General features: G+C 57.3%; 12 protein-coding genes. 8 read left to right on the top strand and 4 right to left on the bottom strand.

Annotated features, from left to right (window positions below; genetic code table 11):
- The first annotated feature begins 784 nt into the window (after positions 1–784).
- From F4Y00_02835 to F4Y00_02825, 3 genes are read left to right on the top strand one after another with little or no spacing between them, the layout of a single operon-like run.
- Positions 785–1,867 (top strand): DNA cytosine methyltransferase, encoded by a 1,083-nt coding sequence (locus tag F4Y00_02835; GenBank protein MYE03896.1) that lies wholly within the window; start codon positions 785–787, stop codon positions 1,865–1,867.
- Positions 1,864–4,899 (top strand): ATP-dependent helicase, encoded by a 3,036-nt coding sequence (locus tag F4Y00_02830; GenBank protein MYE03895.1) that lies wholly within the window; start codon positions 1,864–1,866, stop codon positions 4,897–4,899. Before F4Y00_02835 ends, F4Y00_02830 begins: the two co-directional genes overlap by 4 nt.
- On the top strand, positions 4,877–6,445 hold the full coding sequence (locus F4Y00_02825) for an ATP-binding protein (GenBank protein ID MYE03894.1): 1,569 nt from the start codon (positions 4,877–4,879) through the stop codon (positions 6,443–6,445). The genes F4Y00_02830 and F4Y00_02825 overlap by 23 nt, the downstream gene beginning before the upstream one ends.
- A 229-nt stretch (positions 6,446–6,674) precedes the next feature.
- Here the strand turns inward: F4Y00_02825 and F4Y00_02820 are convergent, their stop codons facing one another.
- On the bottom strand, positions 6,675–9,416 hold the full coding sequence (locus F4Y00_02820) for a UPF0182 family protein (protein MYE03893.1): 2,742 nt from the start codon (positions 9,414–9,416) through the stop codon (positions 6,675–6,677).
- A gap of 109 nt (positions 9,417–9,525) precedes the next feature.
- Here F4Y00_02820 and F4Y00_02815 point away from each other — a divergent pair, with 109 nt between their 5' ends.
- Positions 9,526–14,472, top strand: coding sequence for a T9SS type A sorting domain-containing protein (locus F4Y00_02815; protein MYE03892.1), 4,947 nt, complete (start codon positions 9,526–9,528; stop codon positions 14,470–14,472).
- A 97-nt stretch (positions 14,473–14,569) separates the two neighbouring features.
- On the opposite strand, the gene F4Y00_02810 is transcribed toward F4Y00_02815, so the two are convergent.
- The 3 genes from F4Y00_02810 to F4Y00_02800 form a co-directional block, all read right to left on the bottom strand.
- A complete protein-coding gene (locus tag F4Y00_02810) occupies positions 14,570–15,334 on the bottom strand; it encodes a DUF1080 domain-containing protein (GenBank protein MYE03891.1) in 765 nt (254 codons plus the stop codon).
- Between the two features lie 136 nt (positions 15,335–15,470).
- Positions 15,471–16,865, bottom strand: a complete 1,395-nt coding sequence (locus F4Y00_02805) for an MFS transporter (GenBank protein MYE03890.1) — start codon at positions 16,863–16,865, stop codon at positions 15,471–15,473.
- Between the two features lie 31 nt (positions 16,866–16,896).
- Complete coding sequence (locus tag F4Y00_02800) at positions 16,897–18,006, bottom strand: Gfo/Idh/MocA family oxidoreductase (protein ID MYE03889.1); 1,110 nt, start codon at positions 18,004–18,006, stop codon at positions 16,897–16,899.
- Positions 18,007–18,215: 209 nt separating this feature from the next.
- On the opposite strand from F4Y00_02800, the gene F4Y00_02795 reads away from it, so the two are divergent.
- From F4Y00_02795 to F4Y00_02780, 4 genes are all read left to right on the top strand, one after another.
- Positions 18,216–19,262, top strand: a complete 1,047-nt coding sequence (locus F4Y00_02795) for a hypothetical protein (GenBank protein MYE03888.1) — start codon at positions 18,216–18,218, stop codon at positions 19,260–19,262.
- 3 nt (positions 19,263–19,265) lie between these two features.
- Entirely contained in the window at positions 19,266–20,465 is a 1,200-nt protein-coding gene (locus F4Y00_02790) for a VCBS repeat-containing protein (protein ID MYE03887.1), read from the top strand.
- A gap of 81 nt (positions 20,466–20,546) precedes the next feature.
- On the top strand, positions 20,547–23,165 hold the full coding sequence (locus F4Y00_02785; GenBank protein MYE03886.1) for a dehydrogenase: 2,619 nt from the start codon (positions 20,547–20,549) through the stop codon (positions 23,163–23,165).
- 97 nt (positions 23,166–23,262) lie between these two features.
- Positions 23,263–24,210, top strand: a complete 948-nt coding sequence (locus F4Y00_02780) for a phytanoyl-CoA dioxygenase family protein (GenBank protein MYE03885.1) — start codon at positions 23,263–23,265, stop codon at positions 24,208–24,210.
- Positions 24,211–24,241 lie beyond the last annotated feature (31 nt).

The following is a 24,241-nucleotide window of genomic DNA, read 5'->3' as shown; positions in this document are numbered from 1 at the left end:
ACATACACCAGCATAACTATACGAGCCATGACAAACGAATGGGAAGACTTCAAGGCTGCATTCTCCCAGACAGCGGGTTACCTGAAGATAGGAGAAGTTCTAATACACGAAGGCCTTACTCAGGAGAAATATAAGGATTTGCACACACGACTGCGGAGTGATCATGGAGACAATCTAGACATAATGGCGCCCGAACAAAAGGATGATACTGATACCTGGGTACTGAAAGTTCGTGGACATCGGGTAGAGCTATAGCAATGGGGAGATTGCGGAAAAAATTCCTCGGCACTGTACTCCATCACTTGACATGCTAGCTATAGGGTAGGGCGAGCCGCCGATCTAGGCAGAGCCCCGCATTACCACACGTTCAAGCACCGGGCACATTGTACCACAGTCGAGAAGCGGGTACGATCATTTCGACAACTTGTAATTGCTGTGCAATGCCTGGACCCACATGAAAGGCCGCCGGTTGCAGGAACTGGATTGCGAGCGATTCTAGGCCAGCCAATTTCGGCAAGTCTCATCATCTAACTCCCACCGGTTTCTGTCACTAGTTCGAAAATAAACGTTCTCTCCTCGTTCTAAAAAAGAACAAAGCACTGGGAGAAGAGAAGGGATTATTCGGGTAAGGGGGAACCCGCTTGAAACAGAGGGCTTCAAAAAATTTCGATGTAAGCCCACACTCCATCAGAGTATATGACATGGTGAAATCAAATCTTATGTGTCGTCGCAGAACTTCCCGACTTGTCAAGGCAAACCACTAAGGGAAAACGGTAACCCAATCATGGACAGCTTCCCGTACACTTCTCTTCTGGGCCGAAGCAAAACTGAAAGACGATGGCCAACGGCTATTGACCTTTTCTCGGGATCGGGCGCAGCATCGGCAGCTTTGAAACGAGCTCATTTCCGCGTTCTTGCTGCGGTCGACAATGACCCCGTTGCGTGTGCTACATACAGGTTGAATCATCCCCGTGTACCTATTTATGAAACGGATATCCGGAATCTCGCACCGTCAACTCTCAGGAATGAATGTTTGGCTAATACTTCCTTAGATTTGATGATTGTATGTGCGCCTTGTCAGCCGTTTAGCAACCAAAATAGAAACAGAAAAGGAGATCGTCGCTCTCGACTCCTGATTGAAGCAGCGCGATTCGTCTCCGAGTTGAAACCAAAGGTATTGTTCGTGGAAAATGTTCCTGGCCTCGCGGCTGATGTGAATGCCAATCTGCTAACCGAGTTTCGCGAAGCCTGCGGCCCAGCGTATCAATTCAGTCAACCATTACACGTTAATGCCGCTGACTATGGCGTTCCCCAGAGACGGCTTCGATGCTTGTTGATGGCGACAAAAAACGGACCAGTCCCCTCATTACCACCTCCAACCACCCCACCTGACAAGCGTCGAACCGTACGCGATGCTATTTTTAACCTCAGGCGCCTCTCATCGGGGGAGGTAGATCCAGACGATCCACTTCACCGGGCCCGAAACCATCGGCTTATCGCACTCCGCCGATTGCAAGAAATCCCGCAAAACGGTGGAAGCCGGAAAGATTTGCCAAAGTCATTGACTTTGAAATGCCATCGTTCTGCGAATTGCTATCCAGATGTTTATGGGCGTATGAGATGGGACACCGTAGCTCCTACCTTGACTACCGGATGCACCGACGTTACACGCGGAAGGTTTGCTCATCCGGAGGATGACCGGGCACTTACACCTAGGGAAGCTGCTTTGCTACAAACGTTTCCGTCTGACTATGCGTTCGCAGGATCGCCCCAAATGGTGGCCACGCAAATTGGTAACGCCATTCCCTTCGAACTAGTACGAGCCCTAGCCCCAACATTCCGCGAAGCCATCCGGCAGCATGGATGACTCTTTCTCCGACAACAAGTCAGCAAGCCGCGATCGATCACGATAGCGGAAACCTTCTTATCCTTGCCTGTGCCGGTAGCGGGAAGACCGAAACGCTCGCGCATCGGATTGCCAAGATGGTAAAGGATGGCGTACGCCGCGAATCAATCGTCGCCTTCACTTTTACCAATCATGCAGGCGCCGAGCTAAAGCATCGGGTCAGACAACGGCTTGAGACTATGCTGCCCTCTGAGCCCTCTCTCGGGGACATGTATGTTGGAACGATCCATTCATACTGTCTAAAAGTTTTACGAGAGCGAAAAGAGGATTTTCGTCGCTTTGAAGTAATGGATGAGACCCGCCAAGCAGCCCTTTTGGCTTCCAATTTTTATCGCTTTGAAGACTCTGGCAGGGGAATTGGACTTGAGAAACTTCTCTCTCGTACGCGAATGAAGACGTTTGGCGATACACTGCATACATTCATGAATACGCTGAATGTTCTGCATCAGCAAAGGCTCGACCTCCGAAACATCGAAGATAATGTGCTTGCTAAGACGGTAGAAAATTATCGAGAGATTGTATACGGATATCCAAACTATTTTCTGGACTTCAACCAAATCATTGATGACTTGATCGATTTTCTTGAAAAAAATAAAGATCAGTTGATGAAGCTTCGTTCGGATCTGTCTCATCTTTTTGTCGACGAATATCAGGATGTGGATGATCGCCAAGAGAGACTTATTGACCTGCTCACCGATAGCGGCTGTGGTCCCCACTTGACTGTAGTAGGTGACGATGATCAAGCTCTCTACGGGTTTCGTGGAGCAAGGGTAGAAAATATGTTGGGGTTTGAAGACCGATATCCTAATGTCACGACCGTTCAATTGACAGAGAATTTTCGGTCCACCCACGCGATCGTTGAGATTGCCGATGAGGCTGTCAGAAAAATTTCTCATCGCATCCCAAAGGAGCCAGTTGCACGTGTATTTGTGCCTGATGGTTCGCCAAAAGAACACCTCGCAGATCCAGGTGATGTGCAATTACAGCGCTTCACAACGGAAGCTGACGAAGCAGCGTGGGTCGCGAAAAGGATTGAGGAATTGCGTGGGACTGTATTCAAGGAAAAAAATGGAGAAGAACGAGGCCTAGATTACGGTGACATGGCGATTCTTCTGCGAAGTGTTCGGGGAGCTGGAACGGACTTTTCGAAAGCGCTCCGCGATCATGGTATACCTGTCGTTGTCAGTGGTACGGGCGGTCTCTTTGACAACGATGAAGTTCGGCTTATTCAGGCAAGTTTTTCTCTGCTGGCAAAGTCAGATTTCTATCTACCAGGGAAAGACGGAAAAATGCAGCTAATAAACACAGTCGGAACCCGCGAATTCATACGAAAAAAGATCGCCGATCTAAGGCATAGCAACCACTTTGGAGATAGTGCCAACTCCACCCATTATCTATCTTGGATCGACAAGATGCGGGCTGATCTCGACCAGAGGAGATTATCGAGAGATGAACGCGATGTTCATAAGGGATCTAGGATATATCCGCAGGCACTATTTCAGAAAATGCTTCAAGAACTCGGAATCCTTGAAGACAACTGGCCTAACGATATCATGTTTAATATGGGTGCTTTCAGCAACCTATTAACACAGTTCGAGTCGGTACATCAGTGGATCACTCCGGCTCGATTGAAAAGTCTGTGTGTTTTTCTTTCGATCTGGGGTGCACGTCACGTAGATGAAGGAGGTATTAGTGAGGTCGCATCACTTAACTCTGTGAAGATAATGACGGTGCATGCCTCCAAAGGATTGGAGTGGCCGGTTGTGTTCCTCCCGAGAATCTCGTCGCATGTGTTCCCTAGTAGCCGACGCAATCAACCTCTCAATACGTTTCTTCCAGAAAACTCTTTCAATTCTGATACTTATGTCGGTGGCGACGACGCTGAACGGCGCCTATGGTATGTTGGACTCACACGTTGTGCAAAGTTCCTGAATGTGTCAACTTTAGACCGCTCTCGTAAAAGGCCAACCGCCTACTTCAAGGAAATCGCACATGACTGTGTTTCAAGAAATGGAACCGACTCTACACCACGTAGAAAGACTAGTCCACAACCTCCTGCTTACGCTGACATGCTTCAGACCACCTATTCTGATTTGGCAACATTTCGACGATGTGAGCGAGAATATCAATTACGCACATTGATGAACTTTAGTCCAGGCGTTGGAGAACAATTTGGCTATGGCCAACAGATACATAACATCCTCGCCGAGATACACCAGAAGGCCATCGACGGGACACCTATCGATGCATCCGAGATTGAAGAGCTTGTAAAAACAAGGTTTCATTTGCGTTACACCCGGGGAGATCCGTTTAAAGCCATGCAAGAAGCTGCAATTTGCAGCCTGACACGGTATGTTGAAGAATTTGGCGACAAGATTATGGATTCTCGTGCTGCAGAGAAGTCATTCGAATTACTCGTCCCAGATTCCGATGCACTGATTTCTGGCGTCGTTGATCTTCTTGAGCGGCGGGATGCTTTAGATGTACCTCCATCCCAACGAGAGATTGTCGGTCTCGTCGAGTTCAAAGCGACGCGCATCAAATCGTTAAAGGATTATGAAAAAATTCATGAACGAGTGCAGGACCAAATACAACTCTATGCTTTAGGCGTTCGATATGCTTTCTCTCAAGACCCCCAACAAGCAGATATACACATCATTTCACACGCGGAATTTCCAGAAGAACTCGAACAACAGGGGGTTAAGGCTAGAATACCGATAGATGTCACCCCTCCTACCCTTAGAAAAGCACAAGAAAAGGTCAAGACAACTATTGAAGACATCAAGAAAGGAATCACCAACAGCAATTTCCCGAAAACAGGTGTTGCAGAGGGGCAATGTAAGGAGTGCGACTTTCGTGTTTTCTGCTCTGGTTATCGTGAGTTCATATCAAATTCCAGGAATGTAACCAAGACATCCACTCCAGAAGAAGATCGCAAGGAAGAAATGGATCAACTTATTGAGGAAACTTATGCCCGGTCGTCGTCTGAGTAATAGCGAGAAAAATCTCCTCGATTTCTGGCAACAACCTCCGTCAGACTTTTCCCAAACTTTGCTGAAAGCAATAACGATCGACGGACCACCTAAGTTGCGTGGAATCGAGAAGTTGCGAATCGAATTTGACTATCCAATCACTGCAATATGCGGACGGAACGGTGTCGGGAAAAGTACAATCCTATCACTGGCTGCACTGTCAGCAAAGCGTCCGAAAGACTGGCGGGTTGCTCCATGGCCAACTTCACCAAGGCGTAAACAATCATCTCTTATGAACTACCATTGGAGCGATTTCTTTTTTCGACATCATAGTGCTCCTTCATATACTGATTTTAAGGTCAGGTTTGATTACAGCATAGCAGGCAACGAAATTGAGATCGAACGTCTTCGAACAGAGAAGTATCGCTGGCGGACAAATCCAGACTATGGCCGGTCAAAACAACCTCGATTTCCAAAACGATCAATCGAGTTTGTATCACTGTCTCGCATTCTTCCCCCCAGTGAATTACGCGACGCACGGAATGCGTTTGGCACCAAAAAAGAATCAAGCACCGAATCCCTTAGTGAAGATATATTGGAAAACCTTTCCTGGATTTTGGACCGTCCATACACAACGGTCGATGTACACGAAACCAATAAAGTCAGGCTAGCAAGATGCAACGCAGGTGCCGATTATAGTGGTTTTGATATGGGCGCTGGGGAAAATGCGGCAATCGCCATCCTTTCGGCTTTGGGGCGGTTGCCGAACGCGGGTTTACTTCTCATCGAAGAAATTGAGCATGGGTTTCACCCTGAAGCACAAAAGAGGCTAATCAATGCCCTGACAAAGATTGTCAAGAAGACAAAACAACAAATAATATTCACCACACATTCGGAACATATTATCGATGCCCTTCCCAGAGAAGCTCGAGTTCTAGTGAATAAAGTGAATGATGACCACAAAGTGTTGCAATCTCCGACCACACGGTTAGCAATGTCAAATATGATCGGTACAACCCAAGAAGAGGCAACGATCTATGTGGAAGACGACTTTGCCGAGACTCTCGTGTCTAACTGCTTACCGTTGGCTCTTAGATCGAGAGTCCGTATCGTAGCCATAGGTGATGCCTCTAAGGTTGCCAGCCAAATGGGAGCCCATATTCGAGGTGGTTATCTGGGACAGGCAAGGTGCATCTTCGACGGAGACTGCCAAGGCGCAGAGATAAATAAATGGATGAATAGAGAAGATCTTAAGGGAACTCCAAAAAAGTATTATAGCCAACTTCCTGGAGACGATCTGCCCCCGGAACGCTGGATCGTTCGGGAACTTGAGAAACAACCTTATATAGGCAAATTCGCCACTCAGATCGGGAGCAACGAGTCGGACACCCTCCACAAAGTTAAACAGGTGCAAAACTTACCGGATCATCATGGTATACCATACCAACTTTCGAAAAGCCTAAATCTTCCCGAAAGGGACATAACGTATGCAATGATAACTGCACTTGCACTAGAGCATCCGGCTCTCGAAGAAATTCGCTGCACAGTCAAAGAAATGCTCAAATAGATATCCGCCCCCTTAACAGGCAAAAAATCCGATACATTATTTGCGATAACATGGTTTCGTAAAAGAACTATCCAAGAAGCATTCAGGTCGTCGGCGCAGGCACCGAAGTGTTTCTGGCAGGTGGTGACTTGGAGCCGAACTATATCAAGAATGACAAGGCCCACAAACTCAGCATTTCCGTCTACCGCACCGCTGTCTTATGGAAATATATCACCGCCCCTACCCTCCCCTATTCCGTAATCGCCCGGTCCAGTTCCTCCATCACCTCGCCGTACTGCGCCCAGTCGCCGGATTCGAACGCTTCACGCAATTGGCTCCACAGCGCGCGCACACGCTCCAGATCGTCCGCCGACACCACCACCGGAGCGGCTTCCACAGCCCCTTCGGAATCCGGCGCAACCTCTTCCGGCGCAACCGCCGCAGGAGCAGCCCCCTCCCCAAATATCTCGGCCAGCGACTCGTCCAGGGTCGGCTCCATGGCGATATCGTCCCCGAACGCCACGATGACCCGCTGCAACTGCGGAATGTCCACGCCTTCGGCCAGCAGAAACACCGGCTCGACGTACAGGAACGAATTCTCGATGGGAATAACCATGAGATTGCCCCGGATCACCCGCGAGCCGCGCTGATCCCACAACGCCAGTTGCTGGGAGATTTCCGGGTCCTGGTCGATACGGGCCTCGATCTGAGCCGGTCCGTAGATAAGGCGCTGTTTAGGCAGCTTGTACACGACCAGACGCCCATACTCTTCCGGATCGGACTTCGCCGCCATCCATGAGATCATATTGTCCCTGTTTTCGGGCGTGAGCGGGCTGATCAGCATGAACTCCAGCACGCCGCGGGCGCCTTCCGCCGCGTCGTCCGGCTCCGCGGGAAGCCGGGCCAGCACATAGTACGGCTCCATGATGAGCTGCTGGCCCCCGTACTTCTCGAACGGCCGCGTCCACAGGTCTTCGTTGTTGTAGAACACCTGCGGGTTCGTCATGTGATAGCGATTGAACCGTTCGAGCTGTATTTCGAAAAGGTCCTGCGGATAGCGGAAATGGCGCTCGAGTTCCGGAGGAATATCTTCGCGCGCCTTGAACAGATTCGGAAAAATGGACCGGTACACCTGCAATACGGGGTCCTGGTCGTCCACGATATAGTAATCGACCGTGCCCTCGAAGGCGTCCACCATAATCTTTACCGAATTCCGGATATAATTGAAATTTCGGAACGGTTGGGAATACGGGAAATTCCGCGAGGTCGTGTAGGCGTCCTGCACCCAGTACAGCCGCCCGCTACCGAGGACGAGATACGGGTCGCGGTCCAGTTCCAGAAACGGCGTAATCCGCTCGATGCGCTCCTGTACGCTTCGCCAGATCTGCAATCTGCTCCCGGAATGAATGTAGTCCGAAAGAAGAATGTTTATATCGCTGAGTTCCCAGGCATACAACAGGCGATGGAACAGGGTGCGAATGGGCAGCCCGCCCTGTCCTTCGTACGAATTGTATACGTTCTCGTCGCCGCTGGGGTAATGCAGTTCCTGAATTCCCGTATTGACGATGTAGTAGCCGCCGGTTTCTTCCTCTCCGTAATAAATGGCCGGATTTTCGACGGTCAACTCCTCGTACCCGTAATCCGGCGGCAAATCCTTGACGACCAGGATCGGCTCGCCCTGGCTGTTCATTTCCGTAACGGGGCTCAGAGCCACGCCGTACCCGTGCGTGAACTGCAGGCGGCGATTCACCCAGTTGTTCGCCTGCCCCGGCAGCTCCGTCGATATCTCGCGGGCCGACACCATGACCTGCTTTACATCGCCGCCGTATTCGTACCGGTCGTTGTCTACGGAGAAAAATTCGTAGTACGTGCGGATTTCCTGGAGCTGCTTGTAGGTCTGGATCAGCAACCGGGGATCCCAGAGCCGGATGTTGTCCACGGCGTCCCGGTTTGTTTGAATATCCCCGATCCTGAGCGTGTCGTCAGCCTCGTACTCGATCTCCGTGACTTCATGGAGGTTATAGGCCAGCCGGGTCATGGCGATGTTGTGCTCCAGGTACGGCGTCTCCAGTTCGAGTTCGTTCGGTTCTACAAGAAACTGCTGCACCAGACCGGGAAGCACCATGCGACCCAGCACCCAAGCAAGCACGGCTACGCCGACCGCGGCTCCCATCATCCTGCGGCTGACAGCCCGCCTTGTGCTCACGACAAGGAACACGGCAAGCAACGCCACAGTGACCAGCGCAATCCACAGCGCGGGCAGCACGATCTTCACATCGGTGAATCCCGCTCCGAAGACAATCCCCTGCGAGGAAAAGAGAATTTCGTAGCGGTCCAGAAAGAGACCGAACGCGAGCAACAGCAACCAGAGCGCGGCATTCAGTTTGAGGTGCGTGCGGACATTCTTCCGGCCATGGAATCCCCGGCGTATGCCTTCGAACCTCATGAGACGCAGCGTGGAGTAGATGCCCAGCAGAAAAAGCAGCGTAACGAAAACAAGCAGCGCAAAGGACGTTTGTATCATCTCCCAGAAAGGGAGCTGGAACATGTAAAAACCGATATCCTTGCCGAAAATGGGGTCGGTCTGTCCAAAGGGCTCATTCCACAAAAACCGGAGCGATTCGTCCCATCCGAGGTAAAAGGTGAGGGCGAACAGCAGGGCAAAAAACAACGCCACGCCGGTCAGCACCTTCTTCACGCGACCGTATTGTTTCGGCTCGCCGAGATTCAGTTCGATGTCCTGGAGCGGCGTGCCGGCGAAGGTCGCCCAACGCAGTTCCCGGGCCAGCATCCGCGCATTGACGATCAGGAAAACGCCGGCAATCAAAAACGCCAGGATACCGAGACTCAACTTCGCGAGTTTGAGCGTCCAGAAAACGCCCTCGTACCCTACCTGGCGCATCCACAGCCATTCGAAAATGGCCGTGGAAGAAAGGCTCAGTACGATGAGCGGAATGATGATATAAAGAAGAATGCGCAGACGTCGCGGCATAGGATCACGGAGTCGATGAGGGCCCGTATCTTTCGAGGAGCGTGGGGAATCTTACCGCCTTGCCGGGCCATTCTGTTTATATTGCACAAATACCCCCTGGAATTATACGATGAACGCGGTCAATTTGTTAGGTCCTGTACAAAAATTGACATTGCGGTCTCCGGGCGAATGGTTCTTACGAACGGCATTCCCGGCACAGATCCCGCTGTTCCTGCTCGCTTTCGGAACCGCTTCCGCACAGGACGCAGCGCCGGTCGTGAACGAATTCATGGCGTCGAACTCGGCGACGCTGTACGACGAGGACGAGGAGACCTCGGACTGGATCGAACTGTATAACCCGACCGGACAGGCGATCGATCTCGGCGGATGGGCGCTCACCGACAACGAGGAGCAACCCGACAAGTGGGTGTTTTCGGCGAAAACGCTCGACGCCGGCGAATACTTCGTCGTGTTCGCTTCCGGAAAGGACCGGCAACCGGAAGCAGGCGTGTGGAACAGCGTGGTGCGGCGCGGCGACCTGTTCCGCTATTTTCCGGGCACGGAGCAGCCCCCCGCCAGCTGGAACGAGCCGGGGTTCGACGCAAGCGAGTGGGACGAGGGAATGAGCGCGCTCGGATACGAACGGAGTGACGGGGGCGCGGACATTCAGACAGAGGTGGACATCGAAAATCTGCTCTCCCTGTACGCACGCATCGAATTCACGGTGGACAACCCCGACAATGTACTTCAGGCCGTGTTGCACATGGACTACGACGACGGGTTCGTGGCGTACCTGAACGGCCAGGAAATCGCCCGCAGCTTCATGAATGCGGGCGTTCCTTCCTTCGATACCCCGGCTTCGGGCCTGCACGAGGCCATGATCTACCAGGGCGGTGAGCCAGAACCGTTCGGCATATCGAATCCGCAGGACCTGCTCAGGGCAGGCGCAAACGTGCTGGCCGTCGAGGTACACAATGCCAACGCCACCTCTTCGGACCTTACGCTCATCCCCTTCCTTTCCCTGCAAACGGAAACGCGACCGGCGGCGTACCGGGGACCGGCCCCGGAAATCACGTTCGCTTCCCGGACCGAGTTTCACACCAACTTCCGCCTTGCCCGCGGCGGCGAATACCTTGCGCTCATCGACCCGGACGGACAACCCGTATCCGAGTTTACGCCGGAATATCCGGAGCAACGTCCCGACGTTTCCTACGGGCTGATCGACGGGGGCTATACCTGGTTCGACCTGCCCACGCCGGGCGGACCCAACGTACCGGGCATGAGCGATGTCCTCGCGCCGCCCACGTTCAGCACGTCGGGCGCTATTCTCGACGAACCGTTCTCGCTGTACCTGTTTCCCGAAACGCCCGGCAGCATCGTCCGCTATACGCTGGACAATTCGGACCCCTCGGAAGGAAACGGGACGCCCTATACCGAACCGCTCTACATAGACGAAACGACCGTGGTGCGCGCCGCCGCCTTCATGGAGGGCGTGGCGCCCTCGGCCAGCGTGACGCGCACGTATATCTTCCCGGCGGACGTGATCCGGCAAACGCCGGGCAACATGCGGGCAAAAGGCTGGCCTTCGTTCTGGGGCGGCAACGATGTGGATATGGGCATGGACCCGAATGTCGTCGAAGGACAGGAAAACGACGTGATGGCGGCGCTGACGGCCGCTCCCTCCTTCTCCATCGTCCTCCCGTTCGATTCCCTCTTTCACGGCGCACGGGGGATATACTCGAACGCGCTCAACTATGGACGGGACTGGGAGCGCCCCGCCTCCCTCGAACTCATCTATCCTCCGGACTTCCCGCCGGAAACCGGTCCCCGCGCCCGGCACGGCGGGCGGGACGGATTCGCGGTCAATGCAGGCGTGCGCATCCGCGGAGGATGGAGCCGCAACGACGAGAACCCCAAGCATGCCTTTCGCCTGTATTTCCGGGGCGAATACGGGCCGAGCACCCTTTCCTACGCGCTCTTCGGCGACGAGGGCGTGGACGAATTCGACAAGTTCGACCTGCGCACTTCCCAGAATTATTCCTGGTCGTTCAACGGTTCTTCGGCCAACACGATGGTCCGGGAGGTGTTCTCCCGCGATACCCAGCGCGACATGGGGGTCCCCTACACCCGAAGCCGCTACTACCATTTGTATCTGAACGGCCAGTATTGGGGCCTCTTTCAAACCCAGGAACGATCCGATCACTGGCACGGCGCTTCGTATCTCGGCGGCAATCCGGACGACTACGATGTCGTCAAGTCCGCCGGGCTGGACGGCGGATACACGGTAGAGGTCACGGCAGGGGTCTTCGATGACTGGCGCTTTCTTTACGACGAAGCCAATCGGCTGGCCGCGCTGCCCGCAGAGGAGGAACGCGATGCGCTGTACATGAAACTGCAAGGGCTGAACCCGGACGGGTCGCGCAACGCTGATTATCCGGTGCTGCTGGATGCGGACAATCTGATCCAGTACATGCTCGTCATTTTCTGGACCGGAAACACGGATTCGCCGATTACGCCGTTCAATGGGACCAACAATTTCTTCGGCGTCCGGGATCGCACCGGCGAGCGGGGCTTCGTCTGGTTTGCGCACGATAGCGAGCATTCGCTCTTTTCAACTTCTCAGTTCGGAGACGGCCACAACCGGACCGGCCCCTTTCCCGCAGGAGACCAGTTCCAGTTCAGCAACCCGCAGTGGCTTCACCAGCAATTGATGGGGTCGAACGAATACCGGCTCCGGTTTGCGGACCTTGCGCAGCGCCACCTGTCCGGAAACGGAGCATTGACCGGGCCGGAGGCTCTGGCCCGGTGGACAAGCCGGGCCGACGAAGTGAGCACGATTATTCTTGCGGAATCGGCGCGGTGGGGAGACTCCAAACGGGAGCCGGCTTTCACGCCCGCCGACTGGCTCCGGGAAGTGACTTCCGTGGAGAACGGGTTCCTGACCAGGCGGACTCCCATTATCCTCGAACAACTCAAACGAACCCGCCGGTACGAATCCGGGAGGTCCCGCAACGCGCTGGTGGAGGCGCCTCTGTATCCGGCTGTGGATGCGCCCGTGTTCAGCCACCCGGAAGGCGAATCGTCCGACTCCTTTACGCTGACCGTGCAGTCGCCGTCGGGCGGAACCGTTTTCTATACGATGGACGGCGCCGATCCCCGCATGCCCGGCGGGAATGTTTCCGGGTCGGCCATGGCGTACGACGGCGCGGGAATCGCCCTCTCCGGGTACAATCGCGTCATGGCGCGTGTCCGCTCGGACGACGGCGCATGGTCGGCCATGGAAGAGGCAGAATACTTTGCAGGCATCGCCTCCCCCGGTTCTTCGCGACTCGTCATTTCGGAAATCCACTACAACCCGACGGAACCCACCGATGCGGAAATCGCGGCGGGATTCGACAACAACGACGATTTCGAATTCATCGAGTTGCACAACCCTTCCAATGCACCGGTTGCGCTGGGCGGACTGGCGTTTACCGACGGCATTGCGTTCGCCTTCGGGGAAGAGACGCTTGCGCCGGGCGCCCGGATCGTCGTGGCCGCCAGCGAGAACGCCTTCCGCATGCGGTACGGACCGGGAGCGAAGGTGGCCGGCAGTTACGCCTCGGGAAGGCTCAGCAACGGCGGCGAGGCGCTGACACTCAGCAACGCTGCCGGAGAACGCCTGCTCCACATTCAATACAATGACGGCGACGCCTGGCCGGCGAGGGCGGATGGCGGTGGCAGTTCGCTGACGCTGGATCCCGCCGCCGCGGACAATATCGACCGTGCCGGAGCATGGCGGGCAAGTATCGAATACGGCGGATCGCCGGGCGCATCGGGGCGCGCCTCCTTCCGCGACGTGATCGTCAATGAATTGCTTGCGCACAGCGATCCTCCCGAGGTGGACGCCATCGAACTGCACAACCCCACAAGCCGACCAATCGATATCGGCGGGTGGCTTTTGAGTGACGGCGCCCCCCTGGACAAATACCGCATTCCCGATGGCACGACCATTGAGGCCGGCGGATACGTCGTCTTCGACGAGAACGATTTCAATGCCCCCGGCGCGGAGAACGGCTTCGCCTTGAGCAGCGCATACGGGGATGAGGTGCGGTTGGTCGCCGCGGATGCGAACGGGAATCCCGCCCTGTTCGCCGACGAGGTCGCCTTCGGGGCCACGCGCACCGGGGAAACGATCGGCCTGCCGCCGGGTGATATCCATGCCTTTGTGCCCCTGCAGGAACCCACGCTGGGCGGTCCGAACAGCGCGCCGAGACCGGCGCAGGTCGTGTTTCGGGAGATTATGTATCACCCGCCGGGCAACAACCCGAATCTCGAATATGTCGCGCTCTACAATGCGGGCAACGGCACGGAAAACCTGACCGGGTGGACCTTGCGAAAAGGCGTGGACTTCACGTTTCCGGACGGACTCCAGCTCGCGGCGGGGGACAGCCTGTTCGTGACGGCTTTCGACCCGGCCCTCGAAACGGAAAATGAAGCCACGCTTCGGCTGGCGTACGGCTGGGACGACGGGCGGCGGCTGATCGGGGGCTGGGAAGGCCGCCTCGCGAACGAAGGAGAAACCATCGAACTGAACCGCCCGGACGATCCCCCGGCGGACGACCCGTCGTTCGTCCCGGAAGTACTCGAAGAGCGGGTCACCTGGACCGATACGGCCCCGTGGCCCGAAAGCGCAGACGGCGGAGGGGCGGCCCTGTACCGGACCCGCGCTGCCGGGCTCGGCAGCGACCCGGCGCATTGGGGTACGGTGATGCGGATGCTCACCGTACATCCGATCGAACGTCCGCCCGATCCTCCTGAGTTGTACGGCAGGGCGTTCGATCTGTCGGCGGCGTACCCCAACCCGACGCAGGGAATGGCCCGCACCCACCTGACAGTCGGCAGAACGCAACATGTCCGCGCCACGCTATACGACATGCTCGGACGCGAGGTGCGCAGCATCCTGAACGGCACGGTGGCCTCCGAAACGATCGAAACGCTCGTCGTGGACGGAGCCGCCCTGGCGAGCGGCGTCTATCTCCTGCGCATCGTGGCCGAAGATTTCTCCGCCATGCGGACGTTCACCGTGGTGCGGTAGAAGGGCGATCCGCATGGGCGGGGGCCTTGGGACGCGCCTTTTCCCGGTTGCGATTTTGCGGTTCGGCGTTGGATGGTCTTGTTGCGCTCTGCGGGGCCTAATGCTCCTTCACGTAGATATTACGGAACTGCACCAGTGAGGGCGGGCTGACCCACTCCCCGGCGTCGTTCTTGTGGCCATGGTGCTGCAACCCGATGGGGCCGCAATCGGGAATTTCGTTCAGGTGAATGCGGTCGATGACGAGTTGGCCATTGATCCATATGGTCATGAACTTGCCCCGAACGACGATCTTCGAAGCGTTCCATTCCCCGATCGCCTTGTCCGCATTGACGAGCGGCAAGGCGGCCCGGCGCACTTCCGGCGGCTGGTTCCGATCCATGCGGTAGCCATAGACTTCCCCGGATCCGTACGGCCAGTTCCAGATGTTGTGCTGGGCCTTGCCGTGGCCCCGCGGGAGAATGCCCGAATCGGAATCGGGCACGGACATCACCATGAAGTTGCCGTCCTGATCCCTCTTGTGCGTGCCGTCGGCAAGGATGATCGGCACCCGGGGATTCGTGTACGGCGCTACGGTGGTGAGGCGCCAGTCGATCTTGAGCGTGTAATCGCAATAATCCTTTTCGGTCCAGAGACTCTTGTCTCCTTCGGCCTCGCTTTCCGCGTCATAGTCGATCACCCCGTCGATCACCTTCCAGTGGCCGCCGTCGCCTTCGGGAATGACCCAGCCGTCGAAATTTTCCCCGTTGAATATGGAGGTGTAGCCCTCGGGAGCCTCCATCTGGGCATGGGCCGTCCGGGGCACGGCGCACAGCGCGAGCAACAGAATCATGCAGAGCGAAAGTGCATAGCGTGTCGATTTCATGGTGTCAGGTGTGTAATGAAAAAAGAATGGCGTACGGGTTACGTATAAACACGCAGCGGAGCGCCCCCGGATTTCCCGGCGGCGCTCCGTCCGTACGTTGCGATGAATGTACAGGTGATTGCGCAGAAAACCGGCGCTAAAATTCAGCCGGGCCCTCGACCCCGCCGGTCTCCTCCTCCGCCTTCAGTTCGATGGCCTTGTACCCGCCCTTCGACCGGAAGTACAGGATCAGGAGTACGTAGCACACGAACATGAAGGCCGGAAGCCAAGCCACGGTCCGCAGTGCGGACTGGCTCGAAGCCGACTGCACGGCAAGGACGCGATCCTGATCTTCCTGCGAAAGCAGCGCCACTGCATCGTCGTTGAGGGTGCGCGCGTCCAGCAGACCGGAACCTTCCGGTTGAAGCACCTGGTCGACCAGTTCGGGCGCCGTAGCATGGAGTTCGTTATCTATAAACTGGTCCTGGATAGAACCGAGCACCGGATTCCCCAGCAACCCCGCCGCAAGCATACCGACGCCGGCGATCGTGTTAATCGTCATGGCGCCGCCATGCGGAAATCGCTCGGAAACCACGCCCAGCGTCGTCGGCCAGAAGAAGGTCTTGCCGAGGCCATAGCAGGTAGCGGCAAGAAATACCGCAAGCATTGCCGACCCCGCCTCCGAAAGCAGGACGAGCCCTACGCAGGCGATCGCGGCGCTGCACGCGAGGAGGCCCAGCGGATTGATCCGGTGAACGATCGGCCCGGCGAAAAACCGCAGAACGAACATGATGGCCGACGTATACACCAGGACCCACAGCGGATGCACCGGGGTGTTGCTCAGTACGCTTTCCATCAGCGCCGTAATCCAGCTGTCCGTACCCAATTCGGTAATGGCCAGGGGGACCATGATGATGAGTAAGATGATAAACAGGGGATGGTACATGGCCCTGAGCATGCCCCCGTACCCGACGCCTGCGGCCACGCGTTCCTGCACCGGCCAGGTCTCCCGAACCAGCATCCAGCCGTAGACCAGCGTAGGCAGAATCACGAACGCCACCTGCCAGCGCCAGCCGATATCGCCGACCGCAATAAGCAGGATGCCGCCCAGCACAAGACCGCCCGGCCACCCCGCATGCAGAATGTTCAGGTGGTGCGTCTTGGACTCGGGATACAAGGTAGCCACCGCCGGATTGATGACGGCTTCCACGATACCGTTCGCCAGCGCCAGGATGAAGGTGCCGATGTAGAGCACCCAGAACGGGTCGCCTATATGCCCGGCGCATATCGTCACGACCGCGGAGAGAAGGTGCCCCGCGCACGCGATGCGGATGGAGGTATGATATCCGATCTTGTCAATGATCAGACTGAACAGAATGATCGTAATAGGGAAACCCAGCAAGCCTGCCCCGGCAATCCATCCTACCTGTTCCTGGCTCAGATTGAACTCATCGCCCCATGTACCAAGAAGGCCGGCTCGAATAACGAAGCCGAAAGACGTAGCGACCAGCGCTATAATGCTTCCTACAAAAAGACGGTTTTTATTGACCATGATGGTGTTGCGGAATAAATGAACGGGAAATTCAGGAAACCTCGGGGATGTCGATGCGCCGCCCACCCTGCATCGCCGATTCGTGGGCGCAAATGCCCGTCATCGTCCAGTTGGCTGCAGGGGCCGCATCGGAGACCGACTCGCGGTCTTCCAGAATCGCCCGAAGAAATTCGTGGACCATATGGGGGTGCGATCCGCCGTGCCCGCCGCCCTGAATGAACGAGGTGTGCTCGTGCTCGTCGTCGTAGACGCCGCCGGTGGTAAAGGGCGCAATCTCGTCAGGAAGCAGATGGGCGTAGTCGGGGACCTCGACGCGCTCGGCATCTTCGTAACCGGAGTATACGACCGGTCCGTCGCCGATCGTCTGCTCCCACTCGAACGAGCTTTCCGTGCCGTACACGTCGAAGCTCTCCCGGTACTGCCGAATGGTGTTGAAGAGGGACCGGGTCACCTCGCAGCACAGGTCCGAATCCACCATCGACACCAGCGCGGACTCGACGGCAAACGGGGAACCGTAGGGCTCGATGTAATCGTCCTGGATGCGCCCGGAGCCGAAACACACGACAGACTCGGCGCGCGCCCCGGCAAGCAACAACAGCGGACTGACCGCATGCGTAGCATAGTGCATGGGAGGAAAGCCGTACCAGTACGCGGGCCATCCGGGCAAGCCCATGTTCTGCTGATGCGAGCCGCGCAGAAACTGTATTTTCCCGAGACGTCCGGATTCGAGAAGTTCCCGGGCATACAGGAATTCCCGGGTGTAGATGGCCGTTTCCATCATCATATACACTTTGCCGCTCCGGCGACGGGCCTCCGCGATCCGGAGGCATTCGTCCACGGTCGTCGCCATAGGCACGGTGCAGGCCGTATGCTTGCCTGCTTCCAGGGCGGCCAGGGACATGGGAGCATGGGCCGCAATCGGGGTGTTGATGTGAATGGCGTCGACCTCAGGCTCCGCAAGAAGCGCTTTCAGGTCCGTATAGCGGCGCGCTACGCCGAATTGATCTCCGATTTCGTTCAGACCCTTTTCGTCCCGCTTGCAGATCGCCCACAGCTCGGCATCCGGATGGCGTTGATATATCGGGATGAACTCCGCGCCGAAACCCAGTCCGACAACTGCAACGTTGATCTTGTCCGGCATAGTGTTTAAGCGATACGGGAGATGTAAATTCAGCAGGCAATATAACATCTTTACAAAGATTTTACATTCTTCCTGAAATTATACCGTGAGGCGGCTTGTTTTTCCGGTCCTGTCGATCGCGACATATCCGTTCTGGCGACGCGGATGCCGGAAAGAAGGGTTATTTTACCGGCCCATGCACAACCACCGAAATCCACGCTGTCCGGATCATGCTTTTTCGCTGCGCCTGCTTCCTGTTGCCGGGTCTTCTCGCAATACTGCTGCCCGCCTTGCGCCCCGCCTTCGCGCAGGAGGCTCCGGATGCGAACCGCGAGTATGTCCTTGAAACCAACATCCTCGGATACTGGGGCGTGGGCGGCGATATCGACGGGGTGCGCAACCCGGTGCTGCGGGCGGAAAAAGGCGAAACCGTACGTATCGTGATTGTGAACATCGAACCGCTCGTGCACGATCTGGCCCTTGAAACATTGCAAATCAAAACGAAGGAAATCCTGGACATCGGCGAGCAGACCGACCTCACGTTTACCGCCGCGGAAGACGATATCTATTACTGCACGATTCCGGGGCACCGGGCCGCCGGCATGGAAGGACGGTTTGAGATTATACGGGAAGCAGGGGTTGCCGCCGGCCCTGCGCCGGAAGCGACCGGGGAGGGCGGGAATACAACGCGCGTGCCTTCCCTGAGCGAGTTGCCCCCTGCGGAAAATATTCCCCTGCCTGCGCTGGAACTGCCGCCAGGCACGGGTTTTCAGACAACCGGCAGCCTCACAAGTACGGAGCTGACGGACCTTCTGGATCACCCCAACGAGCACATCCGGGCAAGGGCCGTGCAATTGCTTGCGGAGGACGGGAATGCCCCGGAGCATGTCCTGAACGCCTTTGCACGCATAGCCCGGGAGGACACCTCCGCACTGGTGAGAACGTACCTCGCGGAAACGTTGCGGCGAATCGCGCCGGAGCGACGCTGGGATGTGCTGGAAGGGCTGCACAGCCATGCGGAAGACGCTGCAAACTATGCGCTAGCGATACTGGTCTGGTACGCCACCGAGGCCGCCGTGCCGACGGATATGGATCGGGCGCTGGCGCTCGCACTGGTTTCGGAATGGCCAAATGTGTTATCCTTTACGGTACAGCGCATCGCCGCGGAAGGATCGCAGGAAGCGCTTCGCATCCTTTCCGGGCGTTTGCCCGAAGCGAACGCCGAAGCACGAAAAACCATCCTGTACGGCATCAACCGGATCACTAAACCCGACTGACTCATGGCCAAAACAATGTATGCGACGTTATGTGCAGGTCTCCTGCTCTGTACGGCAGGCGCTGCATCGGGACAATCCGCCTTCGACAAAACGCACCTCACCGATCTTTTTTTGGCGGAAGGAGGCGCCATCGGAGACCTGAACGGCGACGGCGCGGCAGATCTGGTGGCGGGTCCGTACTGGTACGCCGGGCCCTCGTTCGAGGCGCGTCATGCGTTTTACGCACCCAGGCCATTCAGCATAAGGGGCTTTTCGTATTCGGACAATTTTATCGTCGAGGTGCACGATTTCAACGACGACGGGCGGAACGACATTCTCGTGATCGGATTTCCGGGGCAAGAGGCGTTCTGGTACGAAAATCCCGGAGAGCCGGATACAGAAGGCGCCGGGTACTGGACGCGGCATCTCGCCCTCCCCAGGGTGGACAACGAGTCGCCTCACATTCTGGATATCGACGGAAACGGACGCCCGGAGATCGTCTGTCATGTGGACGGGTATCTGGGCTATGCATCGTACGACCCGGAGCGCCCGGCCGAGCCGTGGGAATTCCGGCAGGTCGCCGGTCCGTACGAGGGATTATTCCGCTTTACGCACGGATTCGGGGTCGGGGACGTGAACGGCGACGGGTTGCCTGACCTGCTCATGTCGAACGGATGGTGGGAAAATCCGGGATTCGATGCAGATACGCCCTGGGAGCGCCATGAAGAAGCGTTTGCCCTGGGCTCCGCGCAAATGTACGCCTACGATGTGGACGGGGACGGGCTGAACGATGTGATCGCGGGCCGCGACGCGCACGGCTGGGGCCTTTCATGGTTCCGGCAGCTCCCGGACGGCGGCTTCGAGAAGCACATTATTCTCCGGGGAGATGCGGCGCGCGAGCCGGGCAGGGTCCGATTCTCCCAATTGCATGCCGTAGCGCTGGCGGACATGGACCGGGACGGACTGAAGGATATCGTGACCGGAAAACGATTCCGGGCGCACGGCGAGGCCATGGACCCCGAACCGAATGCCCCGCCTGTGCTCTACTGGTTCCGGCTCACGCGGACGGACAACGGCGATGTCGTCTGGATCCCTCATCTCGTCGACGACGATTCGGGGGTCGGGGTCGCGCTCGCGGTGAAGGACGCGAACGGCGACGAGTATCCGGATATTCTGGTCGTGAACAAGAAAGGCGCGTATATCTTCCGCCAGAATATCCGGTAAACGGCTCGCTGGACACGAAAATGCAAAACCCGGGGCACACGCTAACTCGAAGTCGTAATCACCTAAATAATTTAGGTTAACATGAGACAGGAATTAATTTTTTGCCATTCCTCTTTTTCGTGCAGCGCCCTTGTCGCCGCTGCCTTCCTGCTTGCCGTTTCGACCGGTTCCGGACCGGCGGCCGCACAGGATGCCGGGCATGCGCCGGCGGCCGACGGGCGCACGCTGAACGTAGACTTCGAAGCAGGTGACCTGACCGACTGGACGGCGGAAGGCGAAGCCTTCGGAAACGAACCCGTCGAAGGCGACCTGTTCGCCTCGGGTGAGGCGGTTGTCGCGGAAATGATCCAGGCGCTGCGGGAACGGCGCAGACAGGAACCCGCTGCCTTGCGCAGCGGACACAAGGGCGCCCGGTGGGTCAGTTCCGGCGTGGTGCACGGACCGGCAAGCCGGGGTATGCTGACATCTTCCCCATTCGAGGTTACGCATCCGTACGCAAGTTTTCTGATTTCCGGGGGTGCGCTGGAAAGTACCCGGGCGGAATTGATCCGGGCCAGCGATGGGGCCGTCATTTTTTCGACGAGCGGCGACAATGACCTTACCCTGCGGCCCGTCGTGGCCGATCTGGAAGAGCATGTCGGCGAGACCATCTTCATACGCCTTGTGGACGAGGACACCGGCGGCTCCACGGCAGCCTACATTCCCGAAAATGCGTACGCGCACATCAACTTCGACCACTTCCGTTTCCATGCGGAGCGGCCTTCCTTCCCGGATGAACTCGATCCTTCCGGCATTGCAAGGCTACCGGCCTGGGATCCGGTATTGCTGGAAGGGGGAAGCGCACAGGAAGCCGCGCAGACGATGACCGTCCCGGATGGTTTCAGTGTGCAACTGGCCGCGGCGGAGCCGGATGTCGTCAATCCCATTGCGATGGCGCTCGACCACCGGGGGCGCGTGTGGGTCGTCGAGGGGCTGACCTATCCGGTCCGGGCGCCGGAAGGCGAAGGCAAGGACCGGATTCTCATTTTTGAAGACACCGACGGGGACGGCGCGTTCGACGTACGGAAAGTCTTCATGGAAGGGTTGAATCTGGTGAGCGGCCTGGAACTGGGTTTCGGAGGGGTATGGGTCGGAGCAGCCCCCTACCTGCTTTACATCCCTGTCGACGCATCCGGAGATCAGCCCGCGGGCCCTCCGGAGGTGCTGCTGGACGGGTTCGGCTACCACGACACGCACGAAACCCTGAATTCCTTCATGTGGGGACCGGATGGCTGGCTCTACGGTACGCACGGCGTGTTTACCCACTCGAACGTGGGCAAACCGGGTGCGGAAGACGACGAACGCGAAAAACTCAATGCGGGCGTATGGCGGTATCACCCGACGCAGCACATTTTCGAAGTGTTTGCGTACGGCACCAGCAATTCCTGGGGGCTGGACTGGGATGCGCACGGGCAACTGTTCCTGACGGCCTGCGTCATTCCGCACTTGCATCACGTCATTCCCGGCGCCCGCATGATGCGGCAGGCCGGCCAGCATTTCAATCCGTACGTGTACGACGATCTGGACCCGATCAGTGACCATGTGCACTGGGTGGGCAATCTGGGACCCCACGCAGGTAACCGGCGGTCCGGTGTAGCGGGAGGCGGGCATGCCCATGCAGGCGCCATGATCTACCAAGGGGGCTCGTGGCCGGAAACATACCACGGACGCATTTTCATGCATAATATCCACGGATTCCGGGCGAACACGGAAATCCTCGAACGAAGAGGCTCCGGGTACGTGGGCCGGCACGGAGAAGATTTTCTGCTGACCCATGACAGTTGGTCCCAGATGCTGGACCTCGTATACGGCCCGGACGGGTCCGTGCATGTCATCGACTGGTACGACAAAAACCAGTGCCATCACGGGAACCCCGAAAGCCACGACCACGAGACCGGGCGCATCTACCGGATTTCGCACGAGAACGACAAGTGGATGCCAGTCGATCTGGAGCGGCTCTCTCCCTTGGAACTGGTCGAACTCCAGATGCACCCGAACGACTGGTATGTGCGCACCGCGCGGCGCATCCTGCAGGACCGGGGGCCGGACGAAGCCGTGCACGAAGCGCTATGGACCCGGTTCGAGGAAAATCCGGACGAGACGCGGAAGCTGCGGGCGCTCTGGGCGCTGCATGTGACCGGCGGCCTTTCGGACGAGTCGCTGACCGCCCTGCTCGACCACGAAAACGAACACGTCCGGGCATGGGCGATCCATCTTCTGGCCGAAGACCGGGACGTTCCCGAAGAGGCGGCGCAGGCATTCACGCGGATGGCCGGGGAGGATTCTTCCGCCCTGGTCCGACTCTACATCGCAAGCGCCCTCCAGCGCATGCCCCCCGACCGGCGATGGGACGCGCTGGACGCGCTCACGAAGCGGGCCGAAGACGCCGCCGATCAGAATATCCCGCTGATGGCATGGTATGCGCTGGAGCCTCTGGCGCCGATGGACATGCAGCGGGCCATGGACATGGCGCTCTCGGCCGAGTTGCCCCGTATCCTGTCGTTCACCGTCAGCCGCATCGCGGCTACGGGCACGGAAGAGGCGCTCGCCCTGTTGTCCGGGTACCTGGGCACGCTGGAAGACACGGATAAACAGGCCGTGATTATCGACGGCCTCAACCAGTTCGTAGAACAGGCGGAAAGCGACGAACAAGACGATTAAGGATACTATGATCGAAGCAGACTTCATCAGAATATCCTTAAAGTGGGGTATATTTATTCCCCGATAATTTTTTCAACTAAAACCTGTACCGGAACCCATGCAGGAAACCATGAAAGGCCCGGATCACGAGGGCAATCAGGCGCTGCTCGGCGTCCAACTCAAGGATATCGAAAAAACGCTTCCCCTCCGGGTTCTCTCCGAGGAAGACTGGGAGCACTGGACCACCTGGGGCTATGTGATCGTGCACGACGCCATCCCCCCTGACCATGTCGAGCATCTGAAGGCTTTTTTGTGGGAATTTCAGGAAATGGACCCCAACGACATGTCCACATGGAGCGCAACGGACCGGCGTGCGCACGGGATGGCGGAACTCAACAACTCGGGTATGGTGGAGGTGTACAATCACCAGCTCCTGTGGGACACCCGGCAATCGCCCCGGGTATACAACGCGTACGTGGACATCTGGGACCGCGAGGATTTGTGGGTCACCATCGACCGGGCGAACCTGAACACGCCCAACCGGGACGGGCGGAAGTTCGGGGGCTTCATCCACTGGGATGTGGACACCTCGCAGGATCCGCTGCCCGTGAACGTGCAGGGGGTGCTGTCTCTCGTGGATACGGACGCGGAAGTCGGCGGACTGCAATGCGTCCCTGAACTGTTCCGCACCTTTGACGAATGGGTCAAGACGCAGCCTGCGGACCGGGACCCGTTCCAGCCGGACACGACCGGGTTCGAAGTACAGTTCATCCCGCTGCGCGCCGGGGACCTGATTATCTGGAATTCGCTGCAGGCGCACGGAATCCGTCCGAACACGTCGAAAGATCGGGTGCGGATGGCGCAGTACGTCTCCATGTACCCGGCCAGCGAAGACAACGAGAATATCATCCAGCAGCGCATACATTCCTGGCGCGAATGCGAACCGCCCAAGGGCATTGCCTTCCCGGGCGACCCGCGCGAACTGGAAAAGAAAGTGTATGGAAACGCCGAGTTGACCGACCTCGGCAAGCGGCTGCTGGGGCTGGAGCGTTGGAACGGGGCGTGAGGGTGGCCGGGTGAAGATTGAGGGTGCCTTG

The organism is Bacteroidetes bacterium SB0662_bin_6, assembly GCA_009839485.1.
Classification (GTDB): Bacteria; Bacteroidota; Rhodothermia; order Rhodothermales; family VXPQ01; genus VXPQ01.
Note: the sequence above shows the minus strand (reverse complement) of the source record. Positions and strands in the feature narration are given on the sequence as shown.

Coding starts and splice junctions, on each gene's coding strand:
- F4Y00_02790 (MYE03887.1), top strand. CDS start 19,266: ATGGCCAAAACAATGTATGCGACGTTATGTGCAGGTCTCCTGCTCTGT.
- F4Y00_02780 (MYE03885.1), top strand. CDS start 23,263: ATGCAGGAAACCATGAAAGGCCCGGATCACGAGGGCAATCAGGCGCTG.
- F4Y00_02830 (MYE03895.1), top strand. CDS start 1,864: ATGACTCTTTCTCCGACAACAAGTCAGCAAGCCGCGATCGATCACGAT.
- F4Y00_02820 (MYE03893.1), bottom strand. CDS start 9,416: ATGCCGCGACGTCTGCGCATTCTTCTTTATATCATCATTCCGCTCATC.
- F4Y00_02825 (MYE03894.1), top strand. CDS start 4,877: ATGCCCGGTCGTCGTCTGAGTAATAGCGAGAAAAATCTCCTCGATTTC.
- F4Y00_02835 (MYE03896.1), top strand. CDS start 785: ATGGACAGCTTCCCGTACACTTCTCTTCTGGGCCGAAGCAAAACTGAA.
- F4Y00_02800 (MYE03889.1), bottom strand. CDS start 18,006: ATGCCGGACAAGATCAACGTTGCAGTTGTCGGACTGGGTTTCGGCGCG.
- F4Y00_02785 (MYE03886.1), top strand. CDS start 20,547: ATGAGACAGGAATTAATTTTTTGCCATTCCTCTTTTTCGTGCAGCGCC.
- F4Y00_02805 (MYE03890.1), bottom strand. CDS start 16,865: ATGGTCAATAAAAACCGTCTTTTTGTAGGAAGCATTATAGCGCTGGTC.
- F4Y00_02810 (MYE03891.1), bottom strand. CDS start 15,334: ATGAAATCGACACGCTATGCACTTTCGCTCTGCATGATTCTGTTGCTC.
- F4Y00_02795 (MYE03888.1), top strand. CDS start 18,216: ATGCTTTTTCGCTGCGCCTGCTTCCTGTTGCCGGGTCTTCTCGCAATA.
- F4Y00_02815 (MYE03892.1), top strand. CDS start 9,526: ATGAACGCGGTCAATTTGTTAGGTCCTGTACAAAAATTGACATTGCGG.